This is a genomic window from Paenibacillus sp. MMO-177 (assembly GCF_037147795.1).
Classification (GTDB): domain Bacteria; phylum Bacillota; class Bacilli; order Paenibacillales; family Paenibacillaceae; genus Pristimantibacillus.
In genome coordinates, this window is record NZ_JBBCUR010000001.1 from 1 (window position 1) to 12,666 (window position 12,666).

Consider the following 12,666-nt stretch of genomic DNA (forward strand, 5'->3'; position numbering starts at 1 on the left):
ACCCGTCCGCCGCTAACTTTACCCGAAGGTAAAGTCCGCTCGACTTGCATGTATTAGGCACGCCGCCAGCGTTCGTCCTGAGCCAGGATCAAACTCTCCATTAAAGTGTTTTCTCGATCGATCGAATCGATCAGGAAAATCTCAGATGTTTGATTGCTCATTACTTGTTTTATCGCTTTTCCGTTATAAATAACGGGGCAGTTTCGCTCGTTGTTCAGTTTTCAAAGAACAATTTTTTCAACAACGCGGTATATCATATCACGTTATTAATTTCAGTGTCAAGCTTTATTTTTCATCCATTTGCTCGATGATATTCAGCTTTTCGTCCGAACCGCTTGTCTCTCTCGGCCGGAATAAGAATATACCATGGATTCGAATTTAATTGCAACCTTTTTTGCGATTTTTATTCTCTCCAAAATTTTGAAGCATTTCTGCAAGCACCTATTCTAAACAAATCACCAGAATAGAATCGGCATTCGGCATTCGTAAAAAACAAAAAACTGCGCACACTAAGGTCGTTACCAAGCCTACAAAGCTTCGCTTACAGGAGGTGAACCACGTGTCCAAACAACAAGGTCATGCGAATAAAAACACGCAAACCAAGTCTTCCGATAAGAAAGGCAACTCCTCCGGTAATAACCACTAAATTTTTAAAAAAAGGCAGCGGTCTTTAAGCAGAAGATCGCTGCTTTTTTCGAAAATATCCCAGACTACGTACACGCTGCAATATACATACCAATATATATCTTCTCATAAGGCGTATTGTTCGACACTGACAATAGCCCCGCTAATTAGACGCAAAGACCAAACGTGAAATTATGCCTACGTAGCAGCTTTCCTTCACAAATCCTTTTAGCTCTCCATACTCAAATACTCCGGCACTCGGTTAATTGAGGGGAACAAAAAAGAAGGACCACAAATCCGGTCCTTCATTGTTTCAAAAAAAGGACTACGGAAGTTAATCCGTGGTCTTTCTGCTTCCCACCTCATAATCGATAGAGGTGTGCTATATGCGAGGGAGAGGTGATGTATCTCCTGGAGGAAAGATTATGCTTCCGAAGCAGCTTTCTTGCAGAAAGCTTGTAAGCGTACGCCTTTGCTTGCACTTTGCAACCTCTGAAAATTGTTCGATGCAAAGTGCAAGCAACAGCGGCTGGAAGGAGATACAACTCCTCATGAGATACCTATCCCCTTCCCAACTAACCTCCGATTATCGATTATCCACCTTCTCCGGATACATATCATGATTAAACAGCCGCTGCTCGGCCATCTGCTCATACTTGGTACCCGGCTTGCCGTAGTTGCAATACGGATCGATCGAGATGCCGCCGCGCGGCGTGAACTTGCCCCATACTTCGATGTAGCGGGGCTGCATCAGCTCGATCAGGTCGTTCATAATAATGTTCATGCAGTCCTCATGGAAATCGCCATGGTTGCGGAAGCTGAACAGGTACAGCTTGAGCGACTTGCTCTCCACCATTTTTACATCGGGAATATAGGAAATATAAATCGTCGCGAAATCCGGCTGGCCCGTCATCGGGCACAAGCTTGTAAATTCCGGACAGTTGAACTTCACGAAATAATCCCGGTAAGGATGTTTGTTATCAAAAGCCTCCAGCACCGCAGGCGAATATTCCATCGGATAACGCGTACCTTGATTGCCCAGCAGGCTGATTCCTTGCAATTCCTCTTCGTTTCTTCCAGACATTGAATTGTCTCCTTTCTTCCTAAACACCGCGTTTGTTGCCCCATACCAGGGCATGAAGCTGCGGAAGCACTCTCACGTTCGTCATATCTTCGCGTTTCATGACTTGGTCGATAAGCCATTCATAACGTTCAATCAGCTTGGACGCCAGCTTTGCGTTATCTCCCTCAATCAGATCGTCATTGCCCGTCTGCACAAAAAACGCCGCATTCGGGTAACGGTTATGAACCTTGGCGGCATAAGCCAAATCCTGTTCATCAAATACAACAACCTTCAGGCTGAACGGATTACGACTGCCCGCGAGCTTCGCAACGATCTCGTCAAGCACTTCCCAGTTCGTCGCCATGCCCGAGCTTGGCGGCTTCGGAGACAGCGTGAGCTCGTCTATAGCCAGAAGCCAATCCTGCCAGCGGCTGCCTTGCGTCTCCACCGCCACGCGAACGCCGTCTCGATGAAGGGCGTCCACCAATTCATCCGCATTTTTCAGCAAAGCCGGATTGCCTCCCGACAAGGTCACATGAGAGAATGCGTTACCTCCAAGCTCCCGAAGCTCGGATACAATCTCGCCTGCTGTCAGCATGCGGATATCGTCCTTCCCCGTTCCGTCCCACGTAAATGCGGAATCGCACCACGAGCAGGAATAGTCACAGCCTGCCGTACGGACGAACATCGTCTTTTGCCCGATCACCATGCCTTCGCCCTGCACGGTTGGCCCGAATATTTCCATGACCGGAATTCGTTTCTCAGCCATGGCTTGCAGCCTTCTTCGGACGGTAAATGCAATAGCTTGTTGGCGTCTCTCTCAAGAAGACCTGTACGCAGGTCGCCTTATTCGGCGTTTCGTCGAGATAAGCTTGGACAATTTCGTAAATCGTTCGGGCGACAACCTCAGTGGTTGGAAAACGGTTCGGGTCGTTGTTGTCAAATACGTCTGTATGATCATTCAGATACGTATGGTCAAAGCGGTTATGGATCAGCTTCTTGACCGCTGCGAAATTCACTAGAAATCCGGACGAATCCAGCTCATCGCCGGCAATCGTAACGTTAGCAAAATAAGTATGCCCGTGCACGCGCGCGCAATGTCCCGCTTCCTCGGAAGGAACGGAATGCGCTGCGGCAAACTGCATGTCTTTGTTTAATTCATATTGAAAGGAATGCTGGACGCTTGGATAAATTTGCTGAATCATTCCGCTCTCCCCTCCTCTTTGGAGGCTAAGTAACGGTTCAACCCCTGGCTCCGCAGCTTGCAGGCCGGGCATTCTCCGCATCCATCCGCAATTACGCCGTTATAGCAGGTTAATGTCTTGGTCCGTACATATTCAAAAGCGCCAAGCTGGTCAGCCAGCTCCCATGTCTCGGCTTTATCCAGCCACATCAGAGGCGTCTCGATCACAAACGGGTAGTCCATCGACAAATTAAGCGTTACGTTAAGCGATTTGATAAAAATATCCCGGCAATCCGGATACCCGCTGAAATCCGTCTCGCATACGCCGGTTACGATCGCTCTTGCTCCGATCTGCTTCGCAAGCACCGCGGCAAAGGACAGGAACAATAAATTCCGGCCGTCTACAAACGTAGTCGGCAAGCCGCCTTCCTGATGCTCGATCTCGATATCCGAGCGGGTCAGAGCGTTAGGTGTCAGCTGACCCAGCAGCGACATGTCAAGCACATGATGCCATACCCCTAGCTCTTCGGCAATCTGCGCGGCGCATTCCAGCTCGAGCGCATGACGCTGCCCGTAGTTGAAGGTGACCGCTTCCACCTCTTCGTAGCGTTCCAGCGCCCAGAACAGACAGGTTGTGCTGTCTTGCCCACCGCTGAATACGACTACCGCTTTTCCTTTTTTCATCTTTCTTCTCCTCCCTTAATGAGGGAGAGACCCTTCGAACAAAACCCTGTACACATGTCTCAAAACGAAAAAAATGGAATCAGAATAGATTCCAGTTCTTAGTTTTTTATAGAGGGAGTTCGCGAACCTCTCCTGAAGCTTCCGCTTCAGCATTTATTCGAATGTACCTACGTACTATAACATATCTCTAGTTATCCGGCTATATGCCAATTAATCGAAATCCTTGTGATGCCATTCGTCTTCCGGCAAGCCAAGATCTTCGCCGGAGAAGCGCTGCTCGCGGAACGGGTCGGCATAATTGTGAAAGCCGTTTCTTTCCCAGAAACCCGGCCGGTCTTCCTTCATAAATTCAATTCCTCTAATCCATTTGGCGCTCTTCCAGAAATACAGATGCGGGACAAGCAGCCTCAGCGGCCAGCCATGCTTGGCAGTAAGCTGTTCCCCATCGAAGCTGTGCGCCAGCAGGATGTTGTCATGCAGCAGATCCTCGAGCGGAAGATTCGTCTCGTAATCCTGATCGGCGTGAATCATTACATACTTGGCTTCCGGGTTCACATTAATCAGCTTCATCAGATCGGAGAAACGGACGCCTTCCCATTCGGTATCCAGCTTCGACCAGCGGGTCACGCAATGAATATCGTTCGTCTGCTTGATCTGGGGAAGAGCCATAATCTGCTCGTATGTAAACACCTTCTCCTCTTCCACTTCGCCAAATACGCGCAAAGTCCAAGTAGACATATCGTACTCCGGCACATCCCCTTCATGCAGAATCGGGAAGCGGTCCGTTGTTGTCTGTCCTGGCGGTACGCGGTGCGCCAGCTCAGGGGCGACATTCGCCTTGAGTGCAGGAGCTTTCTTCAAACGTTCAGCTTTCTTGCTTGTGTTCATGTTGTTCCAAGCCTCCTGAAAAGAATAATCACACAAACAGGTAAGATTAAACTGTTCATGATGATTCTTGCTTCGTAAGCATAAGCTTATGTACTTCTATTCTACTATAGCATGCAAAACAAGACTTGCGCCTTTCGGCTATTGACACCATTTTGTAACAATGATAATATTTCCATACAATTCCGAGTGGATTAATAGAGTTAACCAATCTTTTATATCAATGGAGGTTTTAAATGATGAATTTGCGTAACAAATGGCTCCTTTCCGGATCGCTGGCTTTATCCCTTCTTTTCTCTGCCACCTTACCTCTGTCCGCGGCCCAAGCTGCAGCAGCACCAACTTCAGCAGTCCTGCAATCTTCTTCTACATCTATAACAGAATACGAGCAGTTCTTGCAAGAGAAATACGGCATCTCTTTCCAAGGGACGGTTACCAAAGGTCAATTCCTTCAACAGGTAGCCAAGGTTCTTCATCTCGGGTCTGCCGAGTCCAAACCGGTCTTCAGCGATCTCGGAGCCGACAGTCCTTATTATTCATCTGCCGCGGCATTATATGAGCATGGTATCATCACTTCATTAAAAATAGAGGCCGACAAGCCGCTCCAAGCGACCGGCGCCCTTTATATCGCCGTAAAAGCAGCCGGTCTGGCCGAGCTTGCCCATTCCTACCCGCAAAGCAAAACAACCGATGCGCTGAAGCAAATCGGCTACTCGCCGGCAGGACTTAGCCTGTCCGCCGCGCAAGAGCTCGCGGCTGCCGTACATAGCGGGCTGCTCCCGTCTTCCTTCTATAAAGAAGTGAAAGGAAAAGCCGCATCGGCTGATCTGGCGGAAGCTCTTCTCGTGCAGATTCTTTCCATTAAAGGAGAGTATAAGCATTATATCGGTTATACTTCGGATGCCGATATCTACGGCAAGCTGGCGGATGCCTACAACACCTCCGATATCATTCAGGCGCCTGAGCTTCAGACGGTTGTGGACGCGGCCCTGAAGCAAAATCTCGTTACCGGCTATAATCTGAAGGACAACCGTTTTGACGCCAACTTCGTCGATTCGTTGTCCCTGACGTACGGCCACGACAACCTAAAGCATGCGGTTCAACTGATCGGCCTGCTCCGCAGCGAAGGAATCCGTGCCAAAGTGCAATTCGAGCCTAAAACTTCCGCATTCATTTATTTGAAGGAGTGGGGCGAGCCCGTTCAAACGGAGAACTATAAGGTCGTCCAAATCGAAAACGGCAATTATATCGCTTACGCCAAAGAATACGATCTGAAATTCGAATTCGCGAATGCCGCGGACAAAGCCCGCTTCCAGCCGGTTATTCTGCAATACGCAAAGAAAAACAGCGAGGACCAGACCGGCCTTATTGCCAGCTCCTGGTGGCAGCCGCTTTATTACTCCTTGACCAAGCTCGATGATTATATCCAAATCACAAACAACAAAATTACAGGCGCCGGCCACTATTACGCGCAATCCTTCTCGCTTAACGAGCCTTCAGCCGCTATTGTGGAAGGATTCAAAAAGCTTGGCACCGGACTCGACATTCAGTCCTATCCGATCTGGGTCGATAAACCATTCTTTAATTACCTGAACGGCGAATCCCTATAAATCCTAAATTGGTAAAAATAAAAGGTCTGCCCCGTAGCCAAATGGCCGCGGGGCAGACCTTTTATGATCATCTATTCTTCCGTCGCTTCGCTCTTCGGATCCAGATTCGCTGCCATCCGGATAAAGATGTCCGTTGCTTTCTCGATATCGTCAAGCTCAAAGCCGTCATACAGCTTAAACATAATGCGCTCGCGCATTTCCATCACATGATCCACCAGCTTGCGGCCTTCGTCCGTCACGCTCAGCATGACAATGCGACGGTCGTATTCGCTCCGCGAACGCTCCACAAAGCCAAGATCGATCAGCCGATCCGAGATCCCCGTTACGGCTCCGCTTGTAATGCGCAGTAATTCTGCCATAGTTGATGCCTTCTGAGGCCCTTGCTGCGCTAGAATAATAACCATCTTGCCTTCCGTCATCCCAAGGCCGTGAACATTAAACCGGTTATATTCCGAGTTAATCAGCCTGCGCAGCTTGCGGAATACGTCATCCAACTCTCTTAGTTTATGAAGCTTCTCCTGATCCAGGTCCATCCATCCACCCTCGCTAATACATTCATATCTATAAATATACCGTTTTTTGAACGTACAGCCAAGTCCAGCCTAAGAATAAAGCAGTTCAACCGGTTCTTTGCCCAGTACTATTCTTCTTGCGCCTTGCCAGAGGAAGCGCATCGCCTCTTGCAATGGCCATGCCGCGGTGGAAGCAGCCACTGCGACAAGACCGTGACGCTGCGTGCCGGACAGCCCAATGAGAACCGGGTGGGAGCCGTATTCGGGAAGCTGCTGAACAAACTGCTTCATGGACTCTGTCATCGAAGCCGTTAATTGATCGCTAAACAGGCAAAAGGTCGCCATATGCGTCATCTCCTCCCAACAGCCCGGAGCCGCAAGCTTATGTTCGCTAGGCACAATCCGCTGCCGTTGGGCGAAGATCAGCTCATCCTCGTAGTAAACGGACAAGCTGTTCCGAAACTCTCCGTATTGGAACTTCTCTTGGCGCAGCGTACGTCCCGGACAAAGAATATCCGCCTGCATCCACACGGCTCCTGATTCCAGATAGACATTGGTTTCGCTGCGCAGCCTGGCATCCTTATACAGCATAATCGGCTCCGGCATATGTTCAATAACCGCGTGAGAACCAAGTCGGAAGGTCTGACAAATCGAGGACCCCACCGCCCCGCCATCAAGCGGACTGGGATGAACCTTCATATAAGACTGGGTCGTGATATAAGCATGCGAGAAACCATGCGCCTGCCATTCCATTTCGTATCGGTCTCCGGCCAGCAGACCGGGAGAAGCATCCATAATGATTACAGCCAGCTGTTCTTGAAGCGGAAAACTCTTTGCAATCTTGATGGGCGACGTATGATACTTATCCGTAAGCCGGGTTACGCCTTCCGTGCAATGAAAGGAAGCGCGCAGCACGGAGCTTCGTACCGCGCGCTCTTTCCGTAAATCTGCCGCCATTCCTAATGCTTATGAGGCATGGAGCCAAGCTGCACGATATGGGAATGCGCCTCGCCCCGCGCGTGCGCAAGCTCATGCTCCAGCCAGCCAACGATTTCGGCTACCCCATCGCCGCCAAACATGTTGGAAAAGACAAACGGACGATCGCCCCGCATCCGCTTCGAATCCGCATCCATCACTTCCAGACTTGCACCAACATACGGGGCAAGGTCGATCTTGTTAATCACGAGCAGATCCGAACGCATAATGCCAGGGCCGCCTTTGCGCGGAATTTTTTCCCCTTGGGCAACATCGATAATATAGATGAAGAGATCCACCAACTCCGGGCTAAAGGCAGCTGCCAGATTGTCGCCGCCGCTCTCGATAAAGATCAGGTCAAGCTTGTCGAATCTGCTCTGCAGCTCTTCAATGGCTTCGAAATTCATCGACGCATCCTCCCGGATAGCCGTATGCGGGCAGCCGCCCGTCTCTACTCCGAGAATCCGTTCCTCGGGAAGCACTCCCGTATTTACGAGAATCCTCGCGTCTTCCTTGGTGTAAATATCATTCGTAATAACGGCCAAGCTGTATTTCTCGCAAAGCTCCCTCGACAGCCGCTCCACCAGCGCGGTTTTGCCGGAACCAACCGGACCTCCGATTCCGATCCGAACCGGACGCGATCCATCGATAACCGGCTTCTCCCATTCTTTATGCGTATGACCTTGACCTTGGCACATTGCAATTCCCCGCTTTCTCATTATGGTTATGACATAAATAAACGCGAATACAAACCCTCATGCCGGATCATGGCAAGCTCCGCCATCGGCATATTCGAATACGCCTCCTCGGGCCGCATCGACATGGCCAGCTCCGTTGCTTCGTCTATTCCTAACGACAACCTTGCAATAAGCGACTGCCCCTCGGTCTGCCCGATGGACATAAGTCTTAGGGCGCTGTTTACGCAAGTAACCACGCAAGTGTACAAATAGCCTTGAACAGCCCGTTCTTCCTCTACGCCAAGCCGCCAGCATATATAACCGTGTACAAGCGGATGGGTAGCCTGACATTGCCTATGCCGCAAAGCTTCATTGAATAGCGACCAATCAAGATGAGGATGAATGGCAGCGGCAAGCTGCAGCAGACGGCGGCCCATCTTCTCCATGCCAACTCTCGTCTCTACCGCAATCCGTTGCGCATGCACAAGTCGCTCGACGGCAAACAACCGGTTCCAATCGTCATGCGGAGCATCCCTGTATACGGCCCGGATGATCATCGCATCCGAGGTTGCCCAGCTTTGCCGCATCATAACCGAAGCATATTCATATAACTGCGAGCTATGAACGATCCGCCCTTCCTGCACCATCGTCTCGAGACCAAACGAATGGGAAAACCCTCCGATCGGAATGGCAGAGTCCAATAGCTGCTGCACGGCAAGCCAAGCTGCAGAGTACCCCATCAGCCACCGTCCTTCCTTAAAATAAAAAGTAACGCTGAGCCATGGGCAGCGAATCTGCCGGCTCGCAGGTCACGAGCTCGCCATCCACGGTTACCTTATAAGTCTCGGGATCAACCTTTATCAACGGCGTTGCGCCATTGTGAATCATGTCCTTCTTCGTAACCGACCGGCAGCCCTTCACGGGCTCAATCCGTTTCCGAAGTCCAAGCTGCCGATCAATGCCGTTGTCAAACGCCGCCTGCGAGACAAACGTAATCGAGCTGCTATGCACCGCCTTGCCGAAGGAAGCAAACATCGGCCGGCCGAACACCGGCTGGGGAGTTGGAATGGAAGCATTCGGGTCGCCCATTTGAGCGTAAGCAATGCTGCCGCCCTTAAGCACCAAATCCGGCTTCACGCCAAAAAACATCGGCTGCCAGAGCACCAGATCCGCGAATTTGCCGACTTCGACCGAACCTACCAAATGCGAAATGCCATGCGTGACAGCCGGGTTGATCGTGTACTTCGCCACATAACGCTTAATGCGGAAATTATCGCTATTCGTATCGGGCGGCAGCGGCCCGCGCTGCCGCTTCATTTTATCCGCGGTTTGCCATGTCCGTATGATCACCTCGCCAACTCTCCCCATAGCCTGGGAATCCGAGCTGATCATACTGAAGACGCCGATATCATGCAGAATATCTTCCGCCGCTATCGTCTCGGGCCGAATCCGCGAGTCCGCAAACGCAACATCCTCCGGAATGCGGCTGTCCAAGTGGTGGCAGACCATCAGCATATCCAAATGTTCTTCTATCGTATTAATCGTAAAAGGCCTTGTCGGGTTGGTGGAGGAAGGGAGTACGTTCAATTCCCCTGCCGCTACGATAATGTCCGGCGCATGGCCGCCGCCCGCGCCTTCCGTGTGGTAGGTATGAATCGTGCGGCCTCCTATCGCTCGAAGCGTATCCTCCACAAATCCCGCTTCATTCAGCGTATCCGTATGAATGGCCACCTGAATGTCGTATTGGTCGGCAGCCTTCAGGCACGCGTCAATTGCCGCGGGAGTGGTCCCCCAGTCTTCGTGAAGCTTCAGCCCAATCGCTCCTGCCTCAATCTGTTCAATCAGAGGGGCCGTAAACGAAGCATTTCCTTTGCCCGTAAAACCAAGGTTCATCGGAAACTGCTCAGCCGCCTCCAGCATTCTGCGCATATGCCAGGCACCCGGAGTAACGGTTGTTGCATTGGTTCCCGTCGCCGGCCCCGTGCCGCCGCCAATCATCGTAGTGACGCCGGAAGAGAGCGCCGTCTCGATCTGCTGCGGACATATAAAATGAATATGCGCATCAATGCCGCCGGCCGTAATGATCTTCCCTTCGCCCGCAATCACCTCGGTACTTGCGCCTGCGATCATGCCCGGCGTAACTCCGTCCATAATATCCGGATTGCCCGCTTTGCCAATCCCGACGATAAAGCCGTCTTTAATGCCGATATCCGCCTTCACAATCCCCCAATGATCGATAATAACCGCGTTTGTTATTAGAGTATCCAGCACGCCTTCATCCCGAAGAGCGCCGCTTGATTGCCCCATGCCGTCACGGATAACTTTGCCGCCGCCAAACTTGCACTCATCGCCGTAAACGGTGTAATCCTTCTCGATTTCGGCCCATAGCTCGGTATCCGCCAGCCGTACCGCATCCCCTGTCGTTGGTCCAAACATGGCCGCGTATCTATGCCTGTCAATGACGCTCATTCGCCTTCTCCTTCCCATGCGTTGAGACGCGCGCGGACTTCCTCCGGCAGCTTGCCCGCTTCCGCCTTCCCTTGGGACAATCCGTTTAACCCGTAGGACAGCTTGGATCCGCCAAGCTCAACCAGCGTAACCGGTTTTTCTTCCCCCGGCTCGAACCGGATCGCCGTACCGGCGGGAATATGAAGCCTCATGCCAAAGGCCGCTTCGCGGTCAAACGATAAAGCCCGGTTTACTTCAAAAAAATGAAAATGAGAGCCTACCTGAACGGGGCGGTCGCCCGTATTCACAACGATTGTTTTCACCGTCCGGCGTCCGGCATTCAGTACAATGGAGCCAGGCGTAATCCTGTATTCTCCCGGTATCATTTCAGCTTCCCTCCTTGGCCGCGCCAGCTTAACTGAAGATGGGGTGGTGAATCGTAACCAGCTTGGTTCCGTCAGGGAAGGTAGCCTCCACTTGGACCTCGTGAATCATTTCGGGAATTCCGATCATGACGTCTTCACGCTTTAAAACCTTTGTTCCGTATTCCATTAATTCAGCTACGGTCTTCCCGTCACGGGCGCCTTCCATAATCTCCGAGGTAATAAGCGCCACGCTTTCCGGATAATTCAGCTTTACTCCCCGGTTCAAACGTCTCCTGGCCAAATCGGCTGCAATCGTAATTAGAAGCTTCTCCTTCTCGCGTTCAGTTAGCTGCATTGTACCACCTCTCCCAAGCGTATTAGTTTCATTATAGACAGCCGTCTGTTTGAAGTAAATGGAATTATGTTAGGTAATATGACATAACTGCGATTGCTATTAACGGATTAACTCCTATACACTCGACATATCTCACCTTTATTTTACATATCCATGTCGCATTCACAGTGTTTTTGTCAAAATAAAAGAACCCGCAGGCTACGCGCTATATTAAAGCACGTTCCTGCGGGTTCTCTCTTCAGATGTCGGAACTATTTCTTCGCTACATATTTACGGATATCGAATGCTACCGCAACCACGATGATTGCGCCTTTGATGATCAGCTGCCAGTAAGGGCTCACGCCGATGTAAGTCAGACCGTAGTTGATTACGGTGAAGATCAATACACCCGCGATAACGCCTTTCACTCGGCCAACGCCGCCTGTGGTGGACACGCCGCCGACTACGCAGGCTGCGATCGCGTCAAGCTCGTACATGTTGCCGTAGTTGTTTGTCGCGCCGCCCGTACGCGCCGCTTCCAGAACGCCAGCCAGGCCATACAGAGCGCCGGCAATACCGTAGATCCACATCAGGCATTTCGCTACGTTGATACCGGATACGTGAGCGGCTTGAATGTTGCCGCCGATCGCGTACATGTTTTTGCCAAGAGTCGTTTTGTTGAAGACAACCCATACGATAAACGCTACGAAGATCGCGATCAATACGATGTAAGGCAGAGACCAGTCACCGCTGCCGATCGAGCCCGTGCCAAGTTCGCTGAAATCTTTGCGAAGACCGCCGATTGGCTGCGATTGGTTAGGCGGCATATCGAAGTACAGGGAGTTCGCGCCGTATACGGCAACCATGGTACCAAGCGTCGCGATAAATGGCGGAACATTAAATTTCGATACGATAATACCGTTGATCAAGCCAACAATGAGACCTACAACGATCGCGATAAGGATCGGAAGAATCATTGGCAGATGCGGCAGGTTAGGGAAAAACTTATTCGCGTAATCCGCGCTTTGCAGCATCGATGCGGATACAACCGCCGTCAAACCTACTACGCGGCCGGCCGACAAGTCCGTTCCGGCAGTAATCAGGATAAACGCGGCGCCAAGCGCGATGATAAGACGCGTCGACGATTGAACGAGCATATCCCGGAATGTCGTCACGGACAGGAAGTTCGTGTCCATAATTGTAATGGCAGCGATCAGAAGGATCAGAACGATCCAGATCGCGTTTTGCGAAAACATGCTTTTAGCTCTTGAGCCCTTTGTAGCTTCCATGAGTGTGTAATCCTCCT

At 51.0% G+C, this 12,666-nt stretch carries 14 protein-coding genes, 1 rRNA gene and 1 riboswitch; of the genes, 1 reads left to right on the plus strand and 14 read right to left on the minus strand.

Annotated elements, in window-relative coordinates; all coding sequences use genetic code 11:
• From WFK81_RS00005 to WFK81_RS00030, 6 genes are all read right to left on the minus strand, one after another.
• Nucleotides 1–104, minus strand: a 16S ribosomal RNA gene (locus WFK81_RS00005); the annotation flags it as partial.
• 1,106 nt (nucleotides 105–1,210) lie between these two features.
• Nucleotides 1,211–1,708 carry a preQ(1) synthase gene (gene queF / locus WFK81_RS00010; protein ID WP_015845875.1) on the minus strand — a complete coding sequence of 166 codons (498 nt, stop codon included), beginning with the start codon at nucleotides 1,706–1,708 and terminating at the stop codon, nucleotides 1,211–1,213.
• Nucleotides 1,709–1,727: 19 nt separating this feature from the next.
• Nucleotides 1,728–2,456 carry a 7-carboxy-7-deazaguanine synthase QueE gene (queE, locus tag WFK81_RS00015; protein WP_336784430.1) on the minus strand — a complete coding sequence of 243 codons (729 nt, stop codon included), beginning with the start codon at nucleotides 2,454–2,456 and terminating at the stop codon, nucleotides 1,728–1,730.
• A complete protein-coding gene (queD, locus tag WFK81_RS00020; protein WP_336784431.1) occupies nucleotides 2,449–2,892 on the minus strand; it encodes a 6-carboxytetrahydropterin synthase QueD in 444 nt (147 codons plus the stop codon). Before queD ends, queE begins: the two co-directional genes overlap by 8 nt.
• On the minus strand, nucleotides 2,889–3,554 hold the full coding sequence (gene queC / locus WFK81_RS00025; protein ID WP_336784432.1) for a 7-cyano-7-deazaguanine synthase QueC: 666 nt from the start codon (nucleotides 3,552–3,554) through the stop codon (nucleotides 2,889–2,891). Before queC ends, queD begins: the two co-directional genes overlap by 4 nt.
• 92 nt (nucleotides 3,555–3,646) lie before the next feature.
• Nucleotides 3,647–3,690, minus strand: a riboswitch (PreQ1 riboswitch).
• A gap of 74 nt (nucleotides 3,691–3,764) precedes the next feature.
• Nucleotides 3,765–4,442: a sulfite oxidase-like oxidoreductase gene (locus WFK81_RS00030; RefSeq protein ID WP_336784433.1), complete on the minus strand. Its 678-nt coding sequence runs from the start codon at nucleotides 4,440–4,442 to the stop codon at nucleotides 3,765–3,767.
• 233 nt (nucleotides 4,443–4,675) lie between these two features.
• Between WFK81_RS00030 and WFK81_RS00035 the strand changes: the two genes are divergently transcribed.
• Entirely contained in the window at nucleotides 4,676–6,049 is a 1,374-nt protein-coding gene (locus tag WFK81_RS00035) for a hypothetical protein (protein WP_442956013.1), read from the plus strand.
• Nucleotides 6,050–6,120: 71 nt separating this feature from the next.
• On the opposite strand, the gene WFK81_RS00040 is transcribed toward WFK81_RS00035, so the two are convergent.
• The 8 genes from WFK81_RS00040 to mglC all read right to left on the minus strand — a co-directional run bounded on the left by WFK81_RS00040 (nucleotide 6,121) and on the right by mglC (nucleotide 12,649).
• Complete coding sequence (locus tag WFK81_RS00040; RefSeq protein ID WP_336784435.1) at nucleotides 6,121–6,582, minus strand: MarR family winged helix-turn-helix transcriptional regulator; 462 nt, start codon at nucleotides 6,580–6,582, stop codon at nucleotides 6,121–6,123.
• Between the two features lie 69 nt (nucleotides 6,583–6,651).
• On the minus strand, nucleotides 6,652–7,518 hold the full coding sequence (locus WFK81_RS00045; protein ID WP_336784436.1) for an urease accessory protein UreD: 867 nt from the start codon (nucleotides 7,516–7,518) through the stop codon (nucleotides 6,652–6,654).
• A 2-nt stretch (nucleotides 7,519–7,520) separates the two neighbouring features.
• Entirely contained in the window at nucleotides 7,521–8,234 is a 714-nt protein-coding gene (gene ureG / locus WFK81_RS00050; RefSeq protein ID WP_336784437.1) for an urease accessory protein UreG, read from the minus strand.
• Nucleotides 8,235–8,260: 26 nt separating this feature from the next.
• The gene (locus tag WFK81_RS00055) at nucleotides 8,261–8,953 is read right to left on the minus strand and encodes an urease accessory protein UreF (protein WP_336784438.1); all 693 of its coding nucleotides are present in this window, start codon (nucleotides 8,951–8,953) and stop codon (nucleotides 8,261–8,263) included.
• Between the two features lie 16 nt (nucleotides 8,954–8,969).
• Nucleotides 8,970–10,682: an urease subunit alpha gene (gene ureC, locus WFK81_RS00060; protein ID WP_336784439.1), complete on the minus strand. Its 1,713-nt coding sequence runs from the start codon at nucleotides 10,680–10,682 to the stop codon at nucleotides 8,970–8,972.
• On the minus strand, nucleotides 10,679–11,047 hold the full coding sequence (locus WFK81_RS00065; protein WP_336784440.1) for an urease subunit beta: 369 nt from the start codon (nucleotides 11,045–11,047) through the stop codon (nucleotides 10,679–10,681). Before WFK81_RS00065 ends, ureC begins: the two co-directional genes overlap by 4 nt.
• A gap of 28 nt (nucleotides 11,048–11,075) precedes the next feature.
• Nucleotides 11,076–11,381, minus strand: a complete 306-nt coding sequence (locus WFK81_RS00070) for an urease subunit gamma (protein WP_336784441.1) — start codon at nucleotides 11,379–11,381, stop codon at nucleotides 11,076–11,078.
• A gap of 251 nt (nucleotides 11,382–11,632) precedes the next feature.
• Nucleotides 11,633–12,649, minus strand: a complete 1,017-nt coding sequence (gene mglC, locus WFK81_RS00075; protein ID WP_336784442.1) for a galactose/methyl galactoside ABC transporter permease MglC — start codon at nucleotides 12,647–12,649, stop codon at nucleotides 11,633–11,635.
• Nucleotides 12,650–12,666 lie beyond the last annotated feature (17 nt).

What these genes read in the sequence shown, in the direction of transcription:
- queE (WP_336784430.1), bottom strand. Translation starts at nt 2,456, where the DNA reads ATGGCTGAGAAACGAATTCCGGTCATGGAAATATTCGGGCCAACCGTG.
- WFK81_RS00035 (WP_442956013.1), top strand. Translation starts at nt 4,676, where the DNA reads ATGATGAATTTGCGTAACAAATGGCTCCTTTCCGGATCGCTGGCTTTA.
- ureC (WP_336784439.1), bottom strand. Translation starts at nt 10,682, where the DNA reads ATGAGCGTCATTGACAGGCATAGATACGCGGCCATGTTTGGACCAACG.
- queC (WP_336784432.1), bottom strand. Translation starts at nt 3,554, where the DNA reads ATGAAAAAAGGAAAAGCGGTAGTCGTATTCAGCGGTGGGCAAGACAGC.
- WFK81_RS00045 (WP_336784436.1), bottom strand. Translation starts at nt 7,518, where the DNA reads ATGGCGGCAGATTTACGGAAAGAGCGCGCGGTACGAAGCTCCGTGCTG.
- WFK81_RS00030 (WP_336784433.1), bottom strand. Translation starts at nt 4,442, where the DNA reads ATGAACACAAGCAAGAAAGCTGAACGTTTGAAGAAAGCTCCTGCACTC.
- WFK81_RS00065 (WP_336784440.1), bottom strand. Translation starts at nt 11,047, where the DNA reads ATGATACCGGGAGAATACAGGATTACGCCTGGCTCCATTGTACTGAAT.
- WFK81_RS00055 (WP_336784438.1), bottom strand. Translation starts at nt 8,953, where the DNA reads ATGGGGTACTCTGCAGCTTGGCTTGCCGTGCAGCAGCTATTGGACTCT.
- queF (WP_015845875.1), bottom strand. Translation starts at nt 1,708, where the DNA reads ATGTCTGGAAGAAACGAAGAGGAATTGCAAGGAATCAGCCTGCTGGGC.
- WFK81_RS00040 (WP_336784435.1), bottom strand. Translation starts at nt 6,582, where the DNA reads ATGGACCTGGATCAGGAGAAGCTTCATAAACTAAGAGAGTTGGATGAC.
- WFK81_RS00070 (WP_336784441.1), bottom strand. Translation starts at nt 11,381, where the DNA reads ATGCAGCTAACTGAACGCGAGAAGGAGAAGCTTCTAATTACGATTGCA.
- ureG (WP_336784437.1), bottom strand. Translation starts at nt 8,234, where the DNA reads ATGTGCCAAGGTCAAGGTCATACGCATAAAGAATGGGAGAAGCCGGTT.
- mglC (WP_336784442.1), bottom strand. Translation starts at nt 12,649, where the DNA reads ATGGAAGCTACAAAGGGCTCAAGAGCTAAAAGCATGTTTTCGCAAAAC.
- queD (WP_336784431.1), bottom strand. Translation starts at nt 2,892, where the DNA reads ATGATTCAGCAAATTTATCCAAGCGTCCAGCATTCCTTTCAATATGAA.